At 70.5% G+C, this 19,774-nt stretch carries 18 protein-coding genes and 1 pseudogene; 10 read left to right on the top strand and 9 right to left on the bottom strand.

Features of this window, described 5'->3' with window-relative positions; translation table 11 throughout:
- Positions 1–110: 110 nt before the first annotated feature.
- Genes AC07F0_RS25890 through AC07F0_RS25880 form a run of 3 tightly spaced genes read right to left on the bottom strand, consistent with a single transcriptional unit; the run spans position 111 to position 1,374 of the window.
- Complete coding sequence (locus tag AC07F0_RS25890) at positions 111–428, bottom strand: thioredoxin family protein (RefSeq protein ID WP_478982230.1); 318 nt, start codon at positions 426–428, stop codon at positions 111–113.
- The gene (locus AC07F0_RS25885) at positions 422–835 is read right to left on the bottom strand and encodes a MerR family transcriptional regulator (RefSeq protein WP_478982260.1); all 414 of its coding nucleotides are present in this window, start codon (positions 833–835) and stop codon (positions 422–424) included. Before AC07F0_RS25885 ends, AC07F0_RS25890 begins: the two co-directional genes overlap by 7 nt.
- Before the next feature lie 29 nt (positions 836–864).
- Positions 865–1,374 (bottom strand): Lrp/AsnC family transcriptional regulator, encoded by a 510-nt coding sequence (locus AC07F0_RS25880; protein WP_478982228.1) that lies wholly within the window; start codon positions 1,372–1,374, stop codon positions 865–867.
- Between the two features lie 45 nt (positions 1,375–1,419).
- On the opposite strand from AC07F0_RS25880, the pseudogene AC07F0_RS25875 reads away from it, so the two are divergent.
- Together AC07F0_RS25875 and AC07F0_RS25870 are read left to right on the top strand one after the other, a co-directional pair.
- Positions 1,420–2,319, top strand: a pseudogene (locus AC07F0_RS25875) (NAD-dependent epimerase/dehydratase family protein); the annotation flags it as partial.
- Between the two features lie 239 nt (positions 2,320–2,558).
- The gene (locus AC07F0_RS25870; RefSeq protein WP_478982226.1) at positions 2,559–3,449 is read left to right on the top strand and encodes an aldo/keto reductase; all 891 of its coding nucleotides are present in this window, start codon (positions 2,559–2,561) and stop codon (positions 3,447–3,449) included.
- Between the two features lie 98 nt (positions 3,450–3,547).
- Here the strand turns inward: AC07F0_RS25870 and AC07F0_RS25865 are convergent, their stop codons facing one another.
- Complete coding sequence (locus AC07F0_RS25865; protein ID WP_478982224.1) at positions 3,548–5,212, bottom strand: DHA2 family efflux MFS transporter permease subunit; 1,665 nt, start codon at positions 5,210–5,212, stop codon at positions 3,548–3,550.
- Between the two features lie 105 nt (positions 5,213–5,317).
- Here AC07F0_RS25865 and AC07F0_RS25860 point away from each other — a divergent pair, with 105 nt between their 5' ends.
- Positions 5,318–5,935 carry a TetR/AcrR family transcriptional regulator gene (locus tag AC07F0_RS25860; protein WP_306963497.1) on the top strand — a complete coding sequence of 206 codons (618 nt, stop codon included), beginning with the start codon at positions 5,318–5,320 and terminating at the stop codon, positions 5,933–5,935.
- 104 nt (positions 5,936–6,039) lie between these two features.
- On the opposite strand, the gene AC07F0_RS25855 is transcribed toward AC07F0_RS25860, so the two are convergent.
- Positions 6,040–7,434 carry a cation:dicarboxylate symporter family transporter gene (locus AC07F0_RS25855; protein WP_478982222.1) on the bottom strand — a complete coding sequence of 465 codons (1,395 nt, stop codon included), beginning with the start codon at positions 7,432–7,434 and terminating at the stop codon, positions 6,040–6,042.
- Between the two features lie 177 nt (positions 7,435–7,611).
- Here AC07F0_RS25855 and AC07F0_RS25850 point away from each other — a divergent pair, with 177 nt between their 5' ends.
- The 5 genes from AC07F0_RS25850 (at position 7,612) to AC07F0_RS25830 (ending at position 13,284) form a co-directional block, all read left to right on the top strand.
- Entirely contained in the window at positions 7,612–9,300 is a 1,689-nt protein-coding gene (locus AC07F0_RS25850) for a sensor histidine kinase (RefSeq protein ID WP_478982220.1), read from the top strand.
- Positions 9,297–9,995, top strand: a complete 699-nt coding sequence (locus AC07F0_RS25845; RefSeq protein WP_306963502.1) for a response regulator — start codon at positions 9,297–9,299, stop codon at positions 9,993–9,995. Before AC07F0_RS25850 ends, AC07F0_RS25845 begins: the two co-directional genes overlap by 4 nt.
- Before the next feature lie 124 nt (positions 9,996–10,119).
- Positions 10,120–11,493, top strand: coding sequence for an extracellular solute-binding protein (locus tag AC07F0_RS25840; protein ID WP_478982218.1), 1,374 nt, complete (start codon positions 10,120–10,122; stop codon positions 11,491–11,493).
- Between the two features lie 16 nt (positions 11,494–11,509).
- Entirely contained in the window at positions 11,510–12,439 is a 930-nt protein-coding gene (locus tag AC07F0_RS25835) for a carbohydrate ABC transporter permease (RefSeq protein ID WP_478982216.1), read from the top strand.
- 5 nt (positions 12,440–12,444) lie between these two features.
- Positions 12,445–13,284 (top strand): carbohydrate ABC transporter permease, encoded by an 840-nt coding sequence (locus AC07F0_RS25830; protein ID WP_478982214.1) that lies wholly within the window; start codon positions 12,445–12,447, stop codon positions 13,282–13,284.
- A 304-nt stretch (positions 13,285–13,588) separates the two neighbouring features.
- Here the strand turns inward: AC07F0_RS25830 and AC07F0_RS25825 are convergent, their stop codons facing one another.
- Both AC07F0_RS25825 and AC07F0_RS25820 read right to left on the bottom strand, forming a co-directional pair.
- Positions 13,589–14,929 carry an enolase C-terminal domain-like protein gene (locus AC07F0_RS25825; RefSeq protein ID WP_478982212.1) on the bottom strand — a complete coding sequence of 447 codons (1,341 nt, stop codon included), beginning with the start codon at positions 14,927–14,929 and terminating at the stop codon, positions 13,589–13,591.
- Between the two features lie 45 nt (positions 14,930–14,974).
- A complete protein-coding gene (locus AC07F0_RS25820) occupies positions 14,975–16,312 on the bottom strand; it encodes a gluconate:H+ symporter (protein WP_478982210.1) in 1,338 nt (445 codons plus the stop codon).
- 127 nt (positions 16,313–16,439) lie between these two features.
- Here AC07F0_RS25820 and AC07F0_RS25815 point away from each other — a divergent pair, with 127 nt between their 5' ends.
- Positions 16,440–16,868 (top strand): hypothetical protein, encoded by a 429-nt coding sequence (locus AC07F0_RS25815; protein WP_478982208.1) that lies wholly within the window; start codon positions 16,440–16,442, stop codon positions 16,866–16,868.
- Positions 16,869–17,178: 310 nt separating this feature from the next.
- On the opposite strand, the gene AC07F0_RS25810 is transcribed toward AC07F0_RS25815, so the two are convergent.
- Complete coding sequence (locus tag AC07F0_RS25810) at positions 17,179–17,628, bottom strand: PPOX class F420-dependent oxidoreductase (RefSeq protein WP_478982206.1); 450 nt, start codon at positions 17,626–17,628, stop codon at positions 17,179–17,181.
- Between the two features lie 186 nt (positions 17,629–17,814).
- Here AC07F0_RS25810 and AC07F0_RS25805 point away from each other — a divergent pair, with 186 nt between their 5' ends.
- The gene (locus AC07F0_RS25805; protein WP_478982204.1) at positions 17,815–18,552 is read left to right on the top strand and encodes a helix-turn-helix domain-containing protein; all 738 of its coding nucleotides are present in this window, start codon (positions 17,815–17,817) and stop codon (positions 18,550–18,552) included.
- Positions 18,553–18,573: 21 nt separating this feature from the next.
- Here AC07F0_RS25805 and AC07F0_RS25800 read toward each other — a convergent pair whose 3' ends face one another.
- The gene (locus tag AC07F0_RS25800) at positions 18,574–19,599 is read right to left on the bottom strand and encodes an ATP-dependent 6-phosphofructokinase (protein WP_086844696.1); all 1,026 of its coding nucleotides are present in this window, start codon (positions 19,597–19,599) and stop codon (positions 18,574–18,576) included.
- Positions 19,600–19,774 lie beyond the last annotated feature (175 nt).

The following is a 19,774-nucleotide window of genomic DNA, read 5'->3' as shown; positions in this document are numbered from 1 at the left end:
CTATGGCTTCAATCGACTTGAAGTCACGAATGAACAAATATACGCAAGAAAATCCCCCGAGCGCAATTGCTCGGGGGATTTCCTCGTTTCCGGGCCGCCGAGTCCGTCCTCTACAGCACGTCGGCCAGTTCCTCCAGCAGCCGCCGCTTCGCCCGCGCGCCCACCATCGCCTTCACGGGCTCACCGCCGCGGAACACCATGAACGTCGGCATCGACAGCACCTTGTAGGCGTTCGTGGTCTCCGGGTTGGAGTCCACGTCGAGCTGCACCACCTTCAGCCGGCCCCCCTCCTCGGAGGCAAGGGCCTTGAGCACCGGCCCCATCTGCTTGCAGGGCGGGCACCAGTCGGCGGTGAACTCCACCAGCACCGGCAGGTCCGCGCCGATCACCTCCGCCTCGAAGTCCGCGTCCGTCACATCGATCACCATGTGTGCCTCCCCAGCTCGCACCGTGGCTCCGGACCCCCCGGAGCCTCCGCCTCGGCGGCCAGTTCGGCCCGCGCCAGCTGCCGGGCGACCGTCTCCCGCACGGCCGTCAGCTGACCGATCAGGGAGTCGAGCTCGTCCAGCTTGCGCCGGTAGACCGCGAGGGAGGCCGGACATGTGTCGCCTTCGAGGTGCCCGGCCCGCAGACACTCCACGAAGGGCCGCGTCTCCTCCAGGTCGAACCCGAAGTCCTGCAACGTCCTGATCTGCTCCAGCAGCTTCAGGTCGCACTCGTCGTACGTCCGGTATCCGTTGCCCTCGCGCCGCGCGGGCAGCAGCCCCCGCGACTCGTAGTACCGCAGCGTCCGCGTCGTGGTCCCGGCCCGTGCGGCCAGCTCGCCGATTCGCATACGCACGAACGTAGTCCTTGACGCCGACGTCAAGGCAACAGCGGCTTGCGCTCCACCGGGGAGGTCAGCACGATCGACGTCGTGGTGCGGCCCAGCGCGGAGACCGCCTCCAGCACCTCCTCCAGGTGGACGGTGTCCCGGACGGCGGCCTTGAGGATCCAGCAGTCCTCCCCGACGACGTGGTGCACCTCGATGATCTCCGGCCGCTGGATCAGCTCCAGGGTCCTGGGGTGCTTGAGGTTGTAGCCGCCGTGCGGGTCGACCCTGATGAACGCCTGGATGCCGTAGCCGAGCCGGGCCGGCACGACATGGGCGCCGTAGCCGCTGATCACGCCCGCCGTCTCCAGCCGTCGCACGCGCTCGGTGACCGCCGCCGGGCTGAGCCGGACCCGGCGGCCCAGCTCGCTGAGCTTGATCCGGCCGTCGGTCTGGAGCAGTTGGAGGATCTGCCGGTCCAGCGCGTCGAAGGCCACCGAGGTTTCGTCGGCGATGGTGCGCGGATGCCGTGGTTCTTTCGGCGTAGCGGCCTGAACTCCCATGGTTCCCCCTTCAAGGCATGGCTGTGCGCCAGGAGAATTATGGTCATGGAAAAGGCCCTGGAAGTCCTGGTCATCGGCGGGAACCGGTACGTCGGAAAGCGTCTGATCGCACGGCTGCTCGGCGACGGGCACCGCGTCACGGTGCTGAACCGGGGGTCCTCCCCGCCGCCCGCCGAAGTGGAGCACGTGGTCGCCGACCGGGACGACGAGCGGTCCCTGACCGGCGCGCTCGGCTCGCGCGCCTTCGACGTCGTGGTCGACCAGGTCTGCTACACACCCCGCCAGGCGGCCCTCGCCCGTCGCGTCTTCTCCGGTCGCACCCGCCGCTATGTCATGACCTCCACGGTCGAGGTGTACGAGTACGAGGACTCCCCCGCTCTCGTGCGCGAGGAGGCCGTCGACCCGGCCACGGTCACCGTGGACCTCGGGCTGCCCTGGGACGACCCGGCGTTCCTGGAGGCCAACTACGGGGAGGGCAAGCGGCAGGCCGAGGCGGTCCTCGCGGCCGACGGCCCGGCGTTCCCGTACACGGCGGTGCGGGTGGCCCATGTGCTGGGCGGGGCCGATGACTTCACCGGGCGGCTGGCCCACTACGCCGAGCGGATGCGCACCGGCGAGCCGATCGCCGTGCCGGTGGTGAACCGGCCCGCCACCTACGTCCACGTCGAGGAGATCGGCCGGTTCCTCGCCTGGGCGGCGGGCGAGGACTTCACCGGGCCGGTGAACGCCGCCTCGCACGGGACGCTGGCCACCGAGGAGTTGTGTCAGGCGGTGGCCACGCACGTTCCGGGCGGCCGGGCCGTGTTCCGGCCGGTCGAGGTCGGCGCGGTCTCGCCGTTCTCCTTCCGCCGTGCCTACGGCATGGACAACGGCCGGGCCACCCGGCTCGGCTTCACCTTCACCGACGCCCGGCAGTGGCTGCCGCGTGCCGTCGCCGAGACGCTAGTGCCGCGGCAGGCAACGTTCGCCCCGTCGCGACGCCCGGCACGCTCCCCCACTGCCTCAAGGGCGTGGGAGGTGCCCCCACTCGCCGCACCGGCCGAAAGCCCAAGTACATCCAGGACGAGGGCTTCCGGGCGGCACTCCCCCAGCCTTCGGCCGGGGGGACCCCCAGAGCACGCACCGGACGCCGCCCCTTGACGGGCAAACGTTGCCTGCCGCGGCACTAGGAAAGGGTGACTGACATGCGGTACAGGACACTCGGCGGGCTGCGGGTGAGCGCGATCGGGCTCGGCGCGATGCCGCTGTCCATCGAGGGCCGCCCGGACGAGGAGCGCGCGCTGGCCACCGTGCACGCCGCGCTCGACGCGGGCGTGACCCTCCTCGACACGGCCGACTCGTACCATCTGCCGGGCGCGGAGCCCGGCCACAACGAACGTCTGCTGGCCCGCGCGCTGGCCGCGTACGGCGGTGACACATCCGGTGTGCTGGTGGCGACGAAGGGCGGCCGGGGCCGCCCGGCCGGCGGCGACTGGACGGTGAACGGCTCCCCGCACCACCTCAGGGCCGCCGCCGAGGCCTCCCGGGAGCGCCTCGGTGTGGAGGCGATCGGCCTCTACCAACTTCACAAGCCGGACCCCGGCGTGCCCTTCGAGGAGTCGGTCGGTGCCCTGCGCGAGCTGCTCGACGCGGGCACGATCCGGCTGGCCGGGGTGTCCAACGCGGACACGGACCAGATCCGGCGGGCGCGGGAGATCCTCGGCGAGAAGCTGGTGTCGGTGCAGAACCGGTACTCCCCCGCCGTCCGGGACAGCGAGCCGGAGCTGCGGCTGTGCGCGGAATTGGGGCTGGCGTTCCTGCCGTGGAGCCCGCTGGGCGGACTTGCCCGCAGCTCCCTGGACGGGCCGTCGCGCACGGAGGGCAGGAAGCACCTGGCCGCCTTCCACGAGGTCGCGGCGGAGCGCGGTGTCAGCCCCCAGCAGGTCGGCCTGGCCTGGCTGCTGGCGCGCTCCCCCGCCGTCGTCCCGATCCCGGGGGCGAGCCGGCCGGAGACGGCCAGGGACTCGGCGGCCGCGGCGGACCTGCGGCTCAGCCCGGCGGAACGGGCACGGCTGAACGAGGCCGCCGGGGGCTGAGACACAGTGCTCGAAGGCGTCGTGACGCCAGGCCTCTTCCCGGGGCGCGGGCCCTGGTGATGGATCTCCGCGACGCCGCGGAGATCCGTCAGAACTGCCTAACCGACGGACTCCAGCTCCCTGTCCTCGGCGCCTTCCTCCACGGGCTGCCCCTTGCGCGGCAGCATCAGGGCCACCACCACCGTACCGACACCCAGGGTCACGGCCCCGATCAAACTCGTGTGCGCGACCGCGTCCGCGAAGGAGGATCCCACCGCGTCGGCCATCCGCCGGGCCCCGTCGGCCAGTTGCCCGGCCTGCGCCCGCAGCCGCTCCGCCTGCTGAGGGTCGCTCGTGTGCGCCGCCTGCTCGGCCAGCTGCCGTGCCTTGTCCCCGATGCCCCGGGCGACGGCGTACCCGGCCCCGACCGAGTCCTGGGCCGTCTCCAGCGAGGCGGCGGGCAGCTTGCCGCCGGACGTCGCGTCCGCGAGGTGGCCGGAGTACGACGTGGCCAGCAGCGAGCCGAGGATGGCGATGCCGAGCGACCCGCCGAGCTCCAGCGACGTGTCGTTCACCGCGCCGCCGACGCCCAGCTGGGACTCCGGGAACGCCCCCATGATCGCGTCCGTGCAGGGCGAAAGGGCGAGCCCGATCGCGAGGCCGAGCACGATCAGGGGCGCGACGAAGTCGCCGTACGGCGACCCGGAGTCGACCCGGGTGAGCAGCGCCAGGGCCGCCGTACCGCCGACCATGCCGGCCGTGACGGTCCACTTCATGCCGACCCGCGGGGTGAGGTAGCCGGTGAGGGCGGAGCCCACGAAGACGGCACCGGCCAGCGGCAGCATCCGCAGGCCCGTGTCCAGGGCGTCGTAGCCGAGGACGAACTGGAGGTGCTGCGTCAGGTAGTAGAAGGCGCCGAAGACGGCCAGGAAGAACAGGGCGACGGCGAGGTTGGAGCCCGCGAAGCGGCGGTCGGCGAAGCGGCGCACGTCGAGGAGGGGACGCGGGTGGCGCAACTCCCAGAGCACGAAGGCCACGAGCCCGGCGCCCGCGACGACCGCCGCCGTGACCGCCTTGACGCCCCAGCCGAAGTGCGGGCCCTCGATGATCATGTAGACGAGCGCGCCGATCCACACCACCGACAGCAGTCCGCCGCCGTAGTCGACACGCCCCTGGTGGCCGGACCTGGACGGCGGTACGAGGACGAGCGCTCCGACGATGGCCAGGGCGGCGACGGGCACGTTGATGAGGAACGTCGACGACCAGCCGTGCTGCTCCAGCAGCGCCCCGGCGACCAGCGGCCCGGCCGCGATGGCGAGTCCGGCCGTGGCGGTCCACAGGGTGATGGCCTTGGCGCGTTCGGCGTGCGGGAAGGTCGCCGCGAGCAGGGACAGCGTGGCGGGCATGATCATCGCGGCGCCGGCGCCCATCACGGCACGCGCCGCGATCACCGCCGTCGCGCTGTCGGCGAGATAGCCGGAGACGGCTCCGCCGCCGAAGACGACCAGCCCGAGGACGAGCGCGCCCCGGCGGCTGTACTTGTCGCCTATCGCGCCGAGAAGCAGCATCAGCGCGGCGTAGGGGACGGTGTAGCCGTCGATGACCCACTGGAGGTCGGCGCTGGACAGGCCGAGGTCCTCGGTCATGGCGGGCGCGGCGACGGTGAGGGCGGTGTTCGCCATCACGATGATCAGCAGGCTCAGGCAGAGCACGAGGAGCGCCCACCAGCGGCGTGCGTAGGGACGGTCCATCCTCTCGGCCGGTTCGGTCATGACGAGTCGCATGGCAGGGTCGCCTTCCTCAGACTTGCACATGGCTGTGCATTTGCACAACACTGTGCAATGTACGCCGTTGCACAGAAGTGTGCAAGTCGATGGAGGAGGGGCACAATGGCGTCCATGACCACGGGCACCACCAGCCGCGCCGACGCCAACCGGCGCCGCATCCTCGACGTCGCCCTCGGCGAGCTGCTGCGCGACCCCGACGCGTCCATGGACCAGATCGCACGCGCCGCGGGCGTCGTACGGCGGACCGTGTACGGGCACTTCCCGAGCCGCGAGGCGCTGATCAGCACGCTCGTCGACGAGGCGGTTCAGGCCCTGTCGGCCGCGCACGCGGCGGGCCGGGAAGGCGTCGAGGACCCGGCGGAGTCCGTGGCCCGCTCGGTGCTGGCGGTGTGGGAGCTGGCCGACCGCTACCGGCTGCTGATCGCGCTGGCCCAGCGCACGGTCACCATGCAGGGCATCCGGGAGCGGCTCGCCCCGGTCCGGGAGGCCGCCACCGGGGTGCTCCGGCGCGGCCTCGACGAGGGCGTCTTCAGTTCACCGCTGCCCGCGCCGGCTTTGGCGTACGTGCACGAGCAGATGCTGGTGGCGCTGATGGAGGCGGTGAACGACGGGCTCGTGGCAGCGCGAGAGGCGGGCCGCTGCGCCGCGGTCACCGTGCTGACCGCGGCGGGCGTGCCCGCCTCGAAAGCCACCGAACTGGTGGCGAAGCTGAACGATTGATCTTGCCTGGGTTGCTCTTGTCTGCGTACGGACCGGGCGGCTGAGCGACGGGGGGACACTCAGCCGCCCGGATTCTCGGGGGCGCGGGGCGCGCGGCGCGGCCGTCAGGCCTTCGCCAGCTCCTTCTCGCCGCCCTGCTCGGGCACCTCGGCCTGGCCGTCGGCCGGGCCACCGTGCGCGTCGTCCAGCAGCGTCTTCTCGTCGAAGGGCAGCTGACCGGCGAGGACCTGGTTCACGCGGTCCTTGTCGATCTCCTTCGTCCAGGTACCGATCAGCACGGTGGCCACGGCGTTGCCGGCGAAGTTGGTCAGCGCGCGGGCCTCGCTCATGAAGCGGTCGATGCCGACGATGAGGCCGATGCCGTCCACCAGGGCCGGCTTGTGCGACTGCAGACCACCGGCCAGGGTCGCGAGGCCCGCGCCGGTGACACCGGCGGCGCCCTTCGAGGCGACCAGCAGGAAGAGCAGCAGCGGGATCTGCTCGCCGATCGACATCGGCGTGCCCATCGCGTCGGCGATGAACAGGGACGCCATGGTCATGTAGATCATGGTGCCGTCGAGGTTGAAGGAGTAGCCGGTCGGGACGGTGATGCCGACCACCGGCTTGCTGACGCCCAGGTGCTCCATCTTCGCGATGAGCCGCGGCAGCGCGGACTCGGACGAGGAGGTGGACAGGATCAGCAGGAACTCACGGCCCAGGTACTTGAACAGCGTGAGGATGTTCAGGCCGGAGATCACGCGCAGCAGGATGCCGAGCACGATGAAGACGAAGAGGAAACAGGTGACGTAGAAGCCCAGCATCAGCACGGCGAGGCTCTTGAGCGCGTCCACGCCGGCGGAACCGGTGACGGCGGCGATGGCGCCGAAGGCACCGATCGGGGCGGCCCACATCACCATGGCGAGGATGCGGAAGACGAGCCGCTGGAGGTGCTCGATACCGCGCAGGATCGGCTGACCCGCCGAGCCCATGCCCTGCAGCGCGAAGCCGGCGAGCAGGGCGATCAGCAGGGTCTGCAGGACCGACTCGTTGGTGAAGGCGGACACCATCGTGGTCGGGATGATGCCCAGCAGGAAGTCGGCGGTGTTCGTGGTGGCCTCGGGGTCGACCTGCGCGTGACCGGCGTCCTTGACCGCGTCGGTCATCGCGAGGCTGGTGCCCGGCTCCAGGATGTTGCCGACGACCAGGCCGATGCCCAGCGCGACCAGCGACATCACCATGAAGTAGCCGAGGGCGATACCGCCGACGGCACCGACCTTGGTGGCCTTCCGTACCGAGCCGATGCCCAGCACGATCGTGCAGAAGATGATCGGCGAGATCATCATCTTGATCAGGTTCACGAAGCCGGTCCCGATCGGCTTCAGCTCGACAGCGAAGTCGGGTGCGGCCAGACCCACCGCGATACCGGCGGCGACCGCGATGATCACCGCGATGTAGAGATAGTGCGTGCGGTCCCGCTTGGGTTTGCGTGCGGCAGGTGCCGTATCGGCTGCGCTGGTCACGGCGGCCCTCCTTGACGACGTCGTCGGCATCACCGGCGTGCGGCTCACGTCCGGGACTGGGAGCGGGGAACTCCCGGGGATGCGTATTGGGGAATGCCGTGACTATGTCCTGCTCTGTGAGCGCGGTCACCCTTCCGTTCATTTAGTTCACAATCAGCCACGAGGCAGACTGACGGCATGCGCTTCTCCGTACCCGGTCCCCGCAGTCTGGCGGGCCAGCTCTTCGCCATGCAGGCCGTCCTGATAGCGGTCGTCGTGGCCGGATACGCGCTGTTCACCTACGTCAGTGACCGCAGCCAGGCCGAAGAGGCGGCGCGTCGGCAGGCCAGGGCGGTGGCGCGGTCCGTCGCCGACTCCCCTTCGGTGCTGGAGGCGGCCCGCACCTCCGACCCGACCAGCCGGCTCCAGCCGTACGCGCTGCGGGTGATGCGGGACACCGAGGTCGACTTCATAACGATCATGAATCCACGGGGCATCCGCTGGACGCATCCCGACCCGGACCAGATCGGCCAGCCCTTCCGGGGCCATACCGCGAAGGCCCTGAAGGGCGAGACCTTCGACGAGACCTACACCGGCACGCTCGGCCCCTCCGTCCGCGCGGTCACCCCGATCCAGGACGGCAAGAAGATCGTCGGCCTGGTCAGCGCGGGCATCCGGGTCGACGAGATCAGCCAGCGGGTGCAGGACCAGCTGACGGCCCTGCTCGGCGTCGCGGCCGGCGCGCTGGTCCTGGGCGCCGTCGGCACCTATGTCATCAACGCCCGGCTGCGCCGCCACACCCACGGCATGAACGCGGCCGAGCTCAGCCGGATGCACGACTACCACCAGGCCGCCCTGCACGCCGTACGGGAGGGGCTGCTGATGCTGGACGGGCAGTACCGTGTGGCGCTGATCAACGACGGAGGGCGCGAGTTGCTCGGCGTGGCCGGGGAGGTGGTGGGCAGGTCGGTGGCGGAGCTGGGGCTGCCCGCCCCGCTGACGGGTGCGCTGCTGGCCTCTGAGCCGCGGGTGGACGAGGTCCATCTGACGGCGTCGCGGGTCCTGGTGATCAATACGTCCCCGGTGTCGGGCGGCGAGCGGCGCGGTACGGTCGTCACCCTGCGCGATGTCACCGAACTCCAGTCGCTGATGGGCGAGTTGGACTCCGAGCGGGGCTTCACGCAGGCGCTGCGCTCGCAGGCGCACGAGGCGGCGAACCGGCTGCACACGGTCGTCTCGCTGATCGAGCTGGGCCGGGCGGAGGAGGCGGTGGAGTTCGCGACGGCCGAGCTGGAACTGGCGCAGGCGTTGACCGACCAGGTCGTGGCGGCGGTGAGCGAGCCGGTGCTGGCGGCACTGCTGCTGGGCAAGACGGCCCAGGCGAACGAGCGGGGCGTGGAGCTGATGGTGTCGGAGGACAGCCGCCTGGACGACGGCCTGCTGCCGGAGTCCCTGCCGGCACGGGACCTGGTGACCATCCTGGGCAACCTGATCGACAACGCCGTGGACGCGGCGCAGGGCAGCGCGCGGGGGCGGGTGACGGTGGCGGCCTACACCCAGAACACCGAGGACCCCAGGGCCCTCGATGACGCCCCGGAGCTGGTGCTGCGGGTCTCGGACACCGGCCCGGGCGTGGATCCGGAGCACGCCGAGGCCGTCTTCCAGCGCGGCTTCTCGACCAAGCCGGCGGGTCCGGGCGGCCGGGGCCTGGGACTGGCCCTGGTACGGCAGGCGACCCAGCGGCACGAGGGGACGCTGTCGGTGTCGGAGGCCGAGGGGGGCGGGGCGGAGTTCGAGGTACGGCTGCCGCTGCGGGAGTCGAGGGCGGTGGCCGAGGGCGTGACATCCAGGACCTCGGTGTCCAGAGGCGCTGGAGGCAACGCATGACGAGCGACAGCACGCCCGAGAGGGACATCCGCGTCCTGGTCGTGGAGGACGACCCGGTCGCCGCCGACGCACACGTGCTGTACGTCGGCCGCGTCCCCGGCTTCGTCGCCGTGGGCAAGGCACACACGGGCGCGGAGGCCCGACGGGCCCTGGAGCGCACCCCCGTCGACCTGCTCCTGCTCGATCTGCACCTGCCGGACGTGCACGGACTGCACCTCGCACGGTCCCTCAGGGCGGCCGGACACCACGCGGACGTGATCGCGGTGACGTCGGCGCGCGATCTGGCGGTGGTGCGCGAGGGCGTCTCGCTCGGAGTCGTGCAGTACGTCCTGAAGCCGTTCACCTTCGCGACTCTGCGGGACCGCCTCGTGCGGTATGCCGAGTTCCACGCCGCGGTCGGCGAGGCGAGCGGGCAGGACGAGGTCGACCGTGCGCTGGCCGCCCTGCGCGCCCCGGGCCCGGCCGCCCTGCCGAAGGGGCTGAGCGCACCGACGCTGGAGCGGGTGACGGTGGCCCTGCGCGACAGCGCGGAGGGCCTCACGGCCGCCGGTGTGGCGGAGACGGTGGGCATCTCCCGCATCACGGCCCGCCGTTACCTGGAACACCTGGTGGACGCGGGCCGCGCGGCCCGACGCCCGCAGTACGGCACGGTGGGTCGTCCGGAGTTGCAGTACCGCTGGGTCACCGGTCAGTGACGAGTCGTCAGCTCCCGGCGCCCACAACCGAACCCGCGCACACGCATTGACCTGACTAGACCACTCAACTTAGGTTCACCACGCAGCCGTCCCGGCCACAAAGAAGTGCGTCCGTAGGAGGTTCGTGCCCGTGCGCCCCACCGCCGCTTTCACACCTCTCCTCGCTCTGGCCCTCGCCGCGACCACCCTCACCGCCTGCGGTGGCGGTTCCGGCAGCGACCCCGACACCGTGAAGGTCTCCTTCAAACAGTCCACGGACAACTCCATCAAGGTGATGGACACCTATCTCGCGGACATCAGGAAGCAGTTCGAGAAGGCCCACCCGGGCAAGAAGGTCGAGCTCGTCCCGATCAAGGCCCCGGACTCGGAGTACTACACCAAGCTCCAGCAGATGCTCCGCTCCCCCAAGACCGCACCCGACCTCGTCTACGAGGACACGTTCCTCATCAACTCGGACATCACAAGCGGGTACTTGAAGCCCCTCGACCCCTACCTCGCCAAGTGGCCGGACTGGAACCGCTTCATCGACACGGCGAAGGCGGCGGCCAAGGGCGAGGACGGCAAGACGTACGGCGTCCCCGACGGCACCGACACCCGCGGACTCTGGTTCGACAAGGGCACCTTCGCCAAGGCCGGGCTCCCCGCCGACTGGCAGCCGAAGACCTGGAAGGACGTCCTGGCCGCGGCCCGCACCATCAAACAGAAGGTCCCCGGCGTCATCCCGCTCAACGTCTACACGGGCAAGCCGGTCGGCGAGGCGGCCACCATGCAGACCTTCGAGATGCTGCTCTACGGCACGAACGACGGCACCACGGACCCCCTGTACGACAAGAACGCGAAGAAGTGGATCGCCGGCGGCCAGGGCTTCAAGGACGCCCTCGCCTTCGTCGAGACCGTCTACAAGGAGAAGCTGGGCCCGGACGTCTCCGACGCGCTCGACCCGAACGTCATGACCCGGGTCCGCGGCGAGTGGCTCCCGCAGGGCAAGCTCGGCATCGCCCTCGACGGCTCCTGGCTGCCCCAGGACTGGCTGCCCGGCAGCGGCCACGAGTGGCCCGAGTGGTCGAAGAAGCTGGGCCTGGCCGCCATGCCGACCCATAACGGCCAGGCGCCCGGCAAGGTGAGCATGTCCGGCGGCTGGACCTGGTCGATCCCCGCCAAGGCCGGCAACCCGGACCTGGCCTTCGAGTTCATCAAGACGATGCAGACCAAGACCAACGCGCAGAAGTGGTACGTCGCCAACTCCGGCATCGCGGTCCGCGAGGACGTGGCGAAGGACCCCGGGTACGCCACCGCCCAGCCCGGCACCACATTCTTCACCGACCTGGTGCGGCACACCCACTACCGCCCCGCCTACCCGGCCTATCCCAAGGTCTCCACGGCCATCCAGGAGGCCATGGAGGGCGTGACGACGGGCGACATGTCGGTGGACGAGGCGACGGGCAACTACGTGGACGCCCTGAAGGACGCCACGGACAACCAGGTCGTCGAGCGATAGGCGACGGCAGGCGTCGATGACCACCACAGCACCGCACACCGGCCTCGCAAAAGCGCCCGGCCCCACGACGCCCCGCCGCTCCCCGCGTCGGCCGGGCTCGCTGGTCCGGGCCCTCCCCCTCACCCCCGCCGTCGTTCTCCTGCTCCTCTTCCTCGCCGGCCCGATCGCCTACTGCGTCTCCATCGCCTTCACCGACCTCCAGCTCACCGGCCAGGCCGAGGACTCGTTCGTCGGCTTCGAGAACTTCACGCGGGCCTTCCGGGACGAGGCGTTCCGCAACGCCGTATGGCTGACCCTCGTGTTCACGGTCCTGTCGTCCCTCGTCGGGCAGAACACGCTCGGCCTCGCCCTGGCGGCGCTGATGCAGCGCGCGTCGAAACCGGTCCGCACGCTCACCGGCGGCATCGTCGTCACGGCCTGGGTCCTGCCGGAGGTCGTCGCCGGTTTCCTCCTCTACGCCTTCTTCCGCCGCGAGGGCACCCTGAACGCCATCCTGGACTGGCTCCACCTGCCCTCCCAGAACTGGCTGTTCACCCTCCCGATCCTGGCGGTGTCCTTCGCCAACGTCTGGAGGGGCACGGCCTTCTCGATGCTGGTCTACTCGGCAGCGCTCAACGAGATCCCCCAGGAGATCACCGAGGCCGCCGAGGTGGACGGGGCCGGGGGCTGGCGCCGCATGTGGCACATCACCCTTCCCATGATCCGCCGCTCCATCGCCACGAACCTGATGCTGAACACCCTGCAGACCCTCTCGGTCTTCGGGCTGATCTGGGTGATGACCAGGGGCGGCCCGGGCGGCAAGAGCCAGACCCTGCCCCTCTTCATGTACGAACAGGCCTTCCAGAACAGCCTGATCGGCTACGGCACGGCGGTGGCCCTGTTGCTCCTCCTGGTCGGCTCCCTCTTCTCCCTCGTCTACCTGCGCCTGCTCCGGACGGAGGTCTGACCCGCATGGCCGTCACCCTCGCCTCCCGCCGCACGGCCCGCCGCCTGGCCGCGGACGCGGGCCTCCTGGTGGTCGCCGCCGCGTTCGTCCTCCCCCTGGCCTGGGTCGTCCTGTCCTCCCTGGACCCCCACGCCGACCTCCGGGTCAAGCCGCCCGACGGCCTCACCCTGGACAACTTCGACGCGATCCTCACCCCCGAGATCACCTTCACCCCCCTCCTCAACAGCCTGATCCTGTGCGGCAGCGCGACGCTCCTGACGGTGGTCTGCGCGGCCCTGGCCGCCTACCCCCTCTCCCGGTTCCGCTCCCGCTTCAACCGCCCGTTCCTGCTGACGATCCTCTTCGCGACGAGCCTGCCCATCACGGCGATCATGGTCCCGGTCTACGCGCTCTTCGTCCGCGTGGACCTCATCGACACCATGCGGGGCACGATCTTCTTCTTCGCAGCGTCGCAACTGCCGTATGCCATCTGGCTGATGAAGAACTTCATGGACGGCGTACCGAAGGAACTGGAGGAGGCGGCCTGGACCGACGGGGCGTCGTCCCTCCAGTCCCTGATCCGTATCGTGCTGCCCCTGATGGGCCCGGGCGTGGCCGTCGTGACGGTCTTCTCCTTCGTCATGATGTGGGGCAACTTCTTCGTCCCCTTCATGCTCCTGCTCACGCCCGACCAGATGCCGGCGTCCGTCAGCATCAACGACTTCTTCGGGAACCGGGGGATGGTGGCGTACGGGCAGCTGGCGGCGTTCTCGGTCGTCTACTCGACACCGGTGATCCTTCTGTACGTCCTGATCGCCCGGCGCCTGGGAGGGGGCTTCGCACTGGGAGGGGCGGTGAAGGGCTGACCGGCGTCGGCGCTGAGGCCGGGTGGGTCCGCAACCCGGCGGAGCGGGGGCTCCCAGGCTCTTGAGGCATGGGGCAACCACGACGCACCCGCAGCCGCGCACGCACGGAAGGGGACGTGTCGGGGGGTGTCCGCCCGCAGCGGTTGGCGCGTCGACGGACAGTCAGTCGGTACGCAACCCCATCGCGCCGTTCCGAGGACGGACACCCCCCGGCGCGGCCCCGACCCACCGCACCCCGGCAGGCGCCACGCGCACCCCCACCGAAGCAGCCACAGGCCGCCGCAGGCACACCGCCCACCGGCGATCACCGCACCAGACACGGCCGCTTCGCGTCGAACTCCCAGCCAGGCACCAGATACCGCATCCCCACCGCATCGTCGCGAGCCCCCACTCCCTTCTCCCGGTACAGCTCGTGCGCCGCCAGCAGCCGGTCCATGTCGAGCTCGACACCCAGCCCCGGCGCGTCCGGGACGGCGATCTCCCCGCCCACGATGCGGGGCGGCGAGACGGTCAGCCGCTCCAGCCCCTCCTGCCAGATCCAGTGCGTGTCCAGCGCGTTGTACTCCCCCGGGGCCGCCGCCCCGCAGTGCGTCACCATCGCCAGCGAGATGTCGAAGTGGTTGTTGGAGTGACACCCCCACGTCAGCCCCATGGCGTTGCACAACTGCGCCACCCGCACCGACCCCTGCATGGTCCAGAAGTGCGGATCGGCCAGCGGAATGGAGACCGACTGCAGAGCCAGGGCATGGGCCATCTGACGCCAGTCCGTCGCGATCATGTTCGTCGCCGTCGGCAACCCCGTGGCCCGCCGGAACTCCGCGAGGATCTCCCGCCCGGAGTAACCGCCCTCCGCCCCGCAGGGATCCTCGGCGTACGCGAGGGTGCCCACCAACGGCCGGCACAGCTCGACCGCCTCACGCAGCGACCACGCCCCGTTCGGATCGAGGGTGATCCGCGCCTCGGGAAAGCGCGCCTTGAGCGCACGCACCGCCGCGACCTCCTCGGCCCCGGCCAGTACACCGCCCTTGAGCTTGAAGTCCCGGAAACCGTAGTGCTCGTAGGCCGCTTCCGCCTGCCGCACGATCGCCTGCGGCGACAGCGCCTCCTCGTGCCGCACCCGGTACCACTCCACGGACGAGTCGGGCTCCCGGACGTACTCCAGATCCGTCCGGTCCGGGTCACCGACGTAGAAGAGGTACCCCAGCACCCGCACGGAGTCCCGCTGCTGCCCGTCACCCAGCAGCGCAGCCACGGGCACGTCCAGATGCTGCCCGAGCAGATCGAGCAGCGCCGACTCGACCGCGGTCACCGTGTGGACGGTGGTCCGCAGGTCGAAGGTCTGCGCGCCCCGCCCCCCGGCGTCCCGGTCGGCGAACCGCTCGCCGATCTCGCGCAGCACCCGCTTGTAGTCCCCCACCGTCGCCCCGACGACCAGCGGCCCGGCGTCCCGCAGCGTCTGCGTGATCTTCTCCCCGCCGGGCACCTCCCCCAGCCCGGTCCGCCCCTCGGAGTCGGTGAGGACAACGACGTTGCGGGTGAAGTACGGGCCGTGCGCGCCGGAGAGGTTCAGCTCCATACTGTCCCGTCCGGCGACGGGGTAGACGGCGAACGCCGTAACCGTCGGCTGCTGCCGGCTGCTGCTCATCAGGTGCCCTTTCTCAGAAAAACGGTTCACAGACCTGAGTACGGTTCACAGACTCAGGACGTCGAGGACCCACTCCACGGCGAGCACCCCGCCCAGCCCGAGCACGGCGAGCACCGTCGTATAGGACGTACGGACCTTGATCGCCTCGATGACGGAGAGGTTGAAGTACTCCTTGAACAGCCAGAACCCGGGGTCGTTGACGTGGGAGAAGGCGATGGAGCCGCAGGCGACGGCCAGCACCATGACCTCCGGGTGCACCCCGCTGCCCGCCAGCAGCGGCAGCGCCACCCCGGAGGCCGTGACGACGGCGACCGTGGCCGAGCCCAGCGCGATGCGCAGGATGACGGCGACGAGCCAGGCGAGGACGATCGGCGAGATGGACCAGCCGTCGGTGACGTCCTTGATGTAGTCGGAGATCCCGCCTTCGACGAGGACGTTCTTGAAGGCCCCGCCCGCGCCGATCACCAGCAGGATCATCGCCATCGCCTGGGCCGCCGAGCCGCAGGAGGCGCCGACGTCGCTCAGACTGCGCCCGATCCTCGGTCCGAACACCCACACCGCCAGGCACAGGGTCAGCAGCAGGGCGATCGGCGCCGAGCCGACGAAGGCGACGAAGTGCAGGAACGGGCCCTCGCCGCCGGCGGCCATGTCGGTCACGGCGGCGGCCACGATCAGCACCACCGGGAACACCGCCACGAACAGCGACCAGCCGAGGCCCGGCATCTCCTCGTCGGTGAACTCGCGCTCGCTGACCAGGCCCTTGGGGATGGCCGGCGTCAACCGCGCGACGAACGGAAGACGAGGCCAGGTCAGGGCGATCAGCGCACCGGTGGGCACGGCGACGAACAGGCCGTAGAACAGCGTCAGTCCGACGGAGGCGTGGAAGGTCGCGGCGACGGCGGTGGGGCCGGGGTGCGGCGGGAGGAAGCTGTGCATGGTGGACAGGGCGATGGACATCGGCAGCCCGACCCACAGCAGCTTCGCGCCGGTGACCCTGACCAGGGTGAACGCGATGGGCACGATGATGACGAACGCGACCTCGTAGAACATGGTCACGCCGATCAGCATGGACGTGACCACCATGGCGACCTGGACCCAGCGCGGTCCGAAGGCGTCGAGGAGCTTGCCGGCTATGCGCTGGGCGGCGCCCGCGTCCCCCATCACACGGCCGACCATGGCGCCGAGCCCGATGGTCAGCATGGTGTCGCCGATCTGGTCCCCGATGCCCTCGGAGAGGACGTCCGGGATGGTCGCCACCGGTATCCCCTGGACCAGTGCGACCCCGACCGCGACGAGCAGCAGGGCCGCGAAGCCGTTCAGTCTCAGCCTGGTCATGAGAAGGAGCAGAACCAGAACGCTGATCCCGACTACGAGCAGAGGCAAGGCAGTTCCCCTTTGAACCGGTGTCCCATCCCTATATGCAGACGGCGTCCACGTATGAAGATGGAGGCTAAGTGGGTGAACGTGCCGGGTCAATGGCTGGGTGATCACGGATTCGCGGGGGCCTACGATGAGCCGCGTGCGCGAGAACGAGGACGAGATCCTGGCTGCTGAGCTTGCCGCTCTAGGCGCGGCGAGCGGCGGCAGCGGTCACTTGACCCGGCTTGTCGCCAAGTCGATGAGGAAGAACGTCCATGAGATCGACCTCGTCATGCCCTTGCCGTTCGACGATGCCGTCAAGCGTGTCGCCGAAGTGCTCGGCCTAGCCGGGCGAGCAGGCGGGTCCATGCAGGTCGAGCACGGCGTGGACCGGGAGACGATCCGGGTCGTCGCCGGCGGTGGTTTCGGCGGCCTGAATCCCGTGGTGGTCACCGCGCTGGTGACAAGCGGGGTGGGCAGCACGGAAGTCAGGCTGCGCGCGGCCGCCAAGGAAGGCTTGATCAAACAGCGAGCGGGCGAGAAGACCGCCGCCCGTCTCGCGGCGTCGCTGAGCGAGTAGAGCGGATGGGGCGTCGCGAGTGAGGGGGGCGGGTCGAACCTGCCCGACCAGCCCCCACCACCCTGCGGGCGGCCGACCGCCCGGGCACGGCGTCCCGGCACCGCCACCCCGCCCAGCCGGACACAGGCACCCCGGCACCGCCACCCCGCCCAGCCGCACACAGGCCCCGGCACCGCCACCCCGCCCAGCCGCACACAGGCCCCGGCACCGCCACCCCGCCCAGCCGGACACAGGCACCCCGGCACCGCCACCCCGCCCAGCCGCACACAGGCCCCGGCACCGCCATCCCGCCCAGCCGGGCACTGCGCCCTCAGTCGGCCGCCCCGTCCGGCAGGACCCCCGCCCGGAACGGCTCCACGCCCTCCAGCCTCCGTACCCGCGTCGGCTCGATCAGCAGCATCAGCCGGCGCTCGCCGGGCAGCAGCCACGGATACCGGTCCTCCCCGAGGTACTTCCGCGCGAGCCGGTCCATCGCCCGCTCCGCCTCCTCGCCCTCCACGAACCGGACCACCTTCCCCCGGATCTCCGCCCGGTCATACGGGTTGGAGGGGTCGTGGTGGGACAGCGAAACGTACGGATTGCGCCGCAGATTCTCTTCCTTCACCCGCCCGACGGACGTGTTGACCATGACGTACTCCCCTTCGATGTCCGCCCACATGGGCGACACCTGAGGCGCACCGTCCGCACCCACCGTCGCGAGATGCCAGAAGTTCTTCGCGAGAAGACGCTCGCGAATATGCCCCTTGAGCTTGCCGTTCATCCGGGTGGCCGCCTTTCCGGGCCCACGCTCGCCAGGCCCGGCGCCATCCTCGCCGCTCCTGCTCCGCGGCCGACAGACGATCTTCAGCCCCGGTCGAACCCACCGGTAGCCGTAGCTTCCTACAATCCGTGATCCTGGCCGAACAGACCGTAGTCACCACAGCCCCGCCCCTCTAGCTTGTGGCCCGTGCGCCGACCTTCAGCCCGCCCGAGCCAGCCCGCACCCCACTCCTCGCCCGCCACCCCGACGCCCCCGCCCTTCAACGCCCCCGCCGCCCGCCGGCTGCGCGCGGCCCTCGGCATGACACCCGAGCACGTCGCCCACGACATACGCGTCTCCTACGGGCACCCTCACATCACCCCGGACCACGTCAGGGCCTGGGAACGCGGGGCGGCGGCCCCTTCCGGCTCCGAACTCACCGCACTCGCAGGGGTGTTGTGGTGCTCGCCCGGCGAACTCATCGGCAGACCCCGCACCCTGCGCGAGCACCGCATCGCCCGCGGTTTCGCCCCCGAGGACGTGGCCCGCGCCGTGGGACACGAACTCCACGCCTATCTGCGGATGGAGGAGACCGACACCTGGCGCGGCACCGACCGCCAGTCCGCCGCCCTCGCCGATCTGCTCGGCCTGCGCCTACCCGACTTCGTCACCGTCACGGGCCGCGACGCCAAGCTCGGCGAACTGCTGCGCGACGCCGTCACCACCCGCTGGCAGGCCTATGTGCGCCCGGTGGCCAAACTCGTGCCCCTGGACCGGCCCTTCCTGGAGGGCGCCCTCCAGGGGCTGCACCAGGACTACCAGGGGCACATGGCCGCCACCCTGAGCTGGGGCGGCGGCGGCAGCGACGCCGGTGACGCGGCACGGGACTTCCTCGACCGGATCGTCGAGCACTTCTGGAACCGGATCCAGAAGAGCCCGGCCTAGTTCGCCCCGGTCTTGGCCGCCCTAGAAGACCGACTCGGCCTCATCCATGCGGTCCTTCGGCACCGTCTTCAGCTCGGTCACGGCCTCCGCGAGCGGCACCATCACGATGTCCGTCCCGCGCAGCGCGGTCATCCTGCCGAACTCGCCCTGGTGCGCGGCCTCCACCGCGTGCCAGCCGAACCGCGTGGCGAGCACGCGGTCATACGCGGTGGGTGAGCCGCCGCGCTGGACGTGGCCGAGAATGACCGGCTTGGCCTCCTTGCCGAGCCGTCGCTCCAGCTCGTGGGCGAGTGCCGTGCCGATGCCCTGGAAGCGCTCGTGGCCGAACTTGTCTATGGCGCCCTTGCCGTAGTCCATGGTGCCGTCGGCGGGGTGGGCACCCTCGGCGACGCAGACGACCGCGAACTTCTTGCCGCGGGCGAAGCGCTCCTCGACCATCTTCACGAGGTCGGCGGGGTCGAACGGCCGCTCCGGCAGACAGATCCCGTGCGCACCGGCCGCCATGCCGGACTCCAGCGCGATCCAGCCCGCGTGGCGTCCCATGACCTCCACCACCATCACCCGCTGGTGGGACTCGGCGGTGGTCTTCAGGCGGTCCATCGCCTCGGTGGCCACGCCGACCGCCGTGTCGAAGCCGAAGGTGCGGTCGGTCGACGAGATGTCGTTGTCGATCGTCTTCGGGACGCCCACGACCGGCAGGCCCGCGTCGGACAGCATGCGGGCCGCCGTCAGCGTGCCCTCGCCGCCGATCGGGATCAGCGCGTCGATGCCGAACTCGTGGATCATGTCGGAGGCGTTCTCGCAGGCCTCACGGAGCCGGTCGCGCTCCAGCCGGGACGACCCCAGGATCGTGCCGCCGCGGGCCAGGATGCCGCTGACCGCGTTCAGGTCGAGGGTGCGGTAGCGGCCGTCCAGCAGCCCCGAGTAACCGTCCTCGAAGCCGATGACCTCGTCGCCGTAGTTGTCGACCGCCCGGTGCACGACCGACCGGATCACGGCGTTCAGGCCGGGGCAGTCGCCGCCTGCGGTGAGAACTCCGATACGCATCGTGCTGTGTCTCCTGCTCGCTGTTGATACCGGTGAGCCTCTGCCGATTGTTTCACGCTCCACAGCCCGCCGTCGCACCCCGAGGCTGATGGGCGCCTTATCTATCGGCGGAGGTATTGTCAAGAGGGTTCTGCTCACCTCGGTGGGCGATTTTTGTGCCCGTGGCTGGATAGCC

This window comes from Streptomyces sp. NPDC045955, assembly GCF_056430805.1.
The sequence above is the reverse complement of the archived record's forward strand: the minus strand, read 5'-3'. Positions and strand labels throughout refer to the sequence as shown.

What these genes read in the sequence shown, in the direction of transcription:
- AC07F0_RS25800 (WP_086844696.1), bottom strand. Translation starts at nt 19,599, where the DNA reads ATGCGTATCGGAGTTCTCACCGCAGGCGGCGACTGCCCCGGCCTGAAC.
- AC07F0_RS25865 (WP_478982224.1), bottom strand. Translation starts at nt 5,212, where the DNA reads ATGCGACTCGTCATGACCGAACCGGCCGAGAGGATGGACCGTCCCTAC.
- AC07F0_RS25870 (WP_478982226.1), top strand. Translation starts at nt 2,559, where the DNA reads ATGCGGTACAGGACACTCGGCGGGCTGCGGGTGAGCGCGATCGGGCTC.
- AC07F0_RS25815 (WP_478982208.1), top strand. Translation starts at nt 16,440, where the DNA reads ATGAGCCGCGTGCGCGAGAACGAGGACGAGATCCTGGCTGCTGAGCTT.
- AC07F0_RS25880 (WP_478982228.1), bottom strand. Translation starts at nt 1,374, where the DNA reads ATGGGAGTTCAGGCCGCTACGCCGAAAGAACCACGGCATCCGCGCACC.
- AC07F0_RS25835 (WP_478982216.1), top strand. Translation starts at nt 11,510, where the DNA reads ATGACCACCACAGCACCGCACACCGGCCTCGCAAAAGCGCCCGGCCCC.
- AC07F0_RS25845 (WP_306963502.1), top strand. Translation starts at nt 9,297, where the DNA reads ATGACGAGCGACAGCACGCCCGAGAGGGACATCCGCGTCCTGGTCGTG.
- AC07F0_RS25825 (WP_478982212.1), bottom strand. Translation starts at nt 14,929, where the DNA reads ATGAGCAGCAGCCGGCAGCAGCCGACGGTTACGGCGTTCGCCGTCTAC.
- AC07F0_RS25830 (WP_478982214.1), top strand. Translation starts at nt 12,445, where the DNA reads ATGGCCGTCACCCTCGCCTCCCGCCGCACGGCCCGCCGCCTGGCCGCG.
- AC07F0_RS25850 (WP_478982220.1), top strand. Translation starts at nt 7,612, where the DNA reads ATGCGCTTCTCCGTACCCGGTCCCCGCAGTCTGGCGGGCCAGCTCTTC.
- AC07F0_RS25860 (WP_306963497.1), top strand. Translation starts at nt 5,318, where the DNA reads ATGGCGTCCATGACCACGGGCACCACCAGCCGCGCCGACGCCAACCGG.
- AC07F0_RS25810 (WP_478982206.1), bottom strand. Translation starts at nt 17,628, where the DNA reads ATGAACGGCAAGCTCAAGGGGCATATTCGCGAGCGTCTTCTCGCGAAG.
- AC07F0_RS25885 (WP_478982260.1), bottom strand. Translation starts at nt 835, where the DNA reads ATGCGAATCGGCGAGCTGGCCGCACGGGCCGGGACCACGACGCGGACG.
- AC07F0_RS25890 (WP_478982230.1), bottom strand. Translation starts at nt 428, where the DNA reads ATGGTGATCGATGTGACGGACGCGGACTTCGAGGCGGAGGTGATCGGC.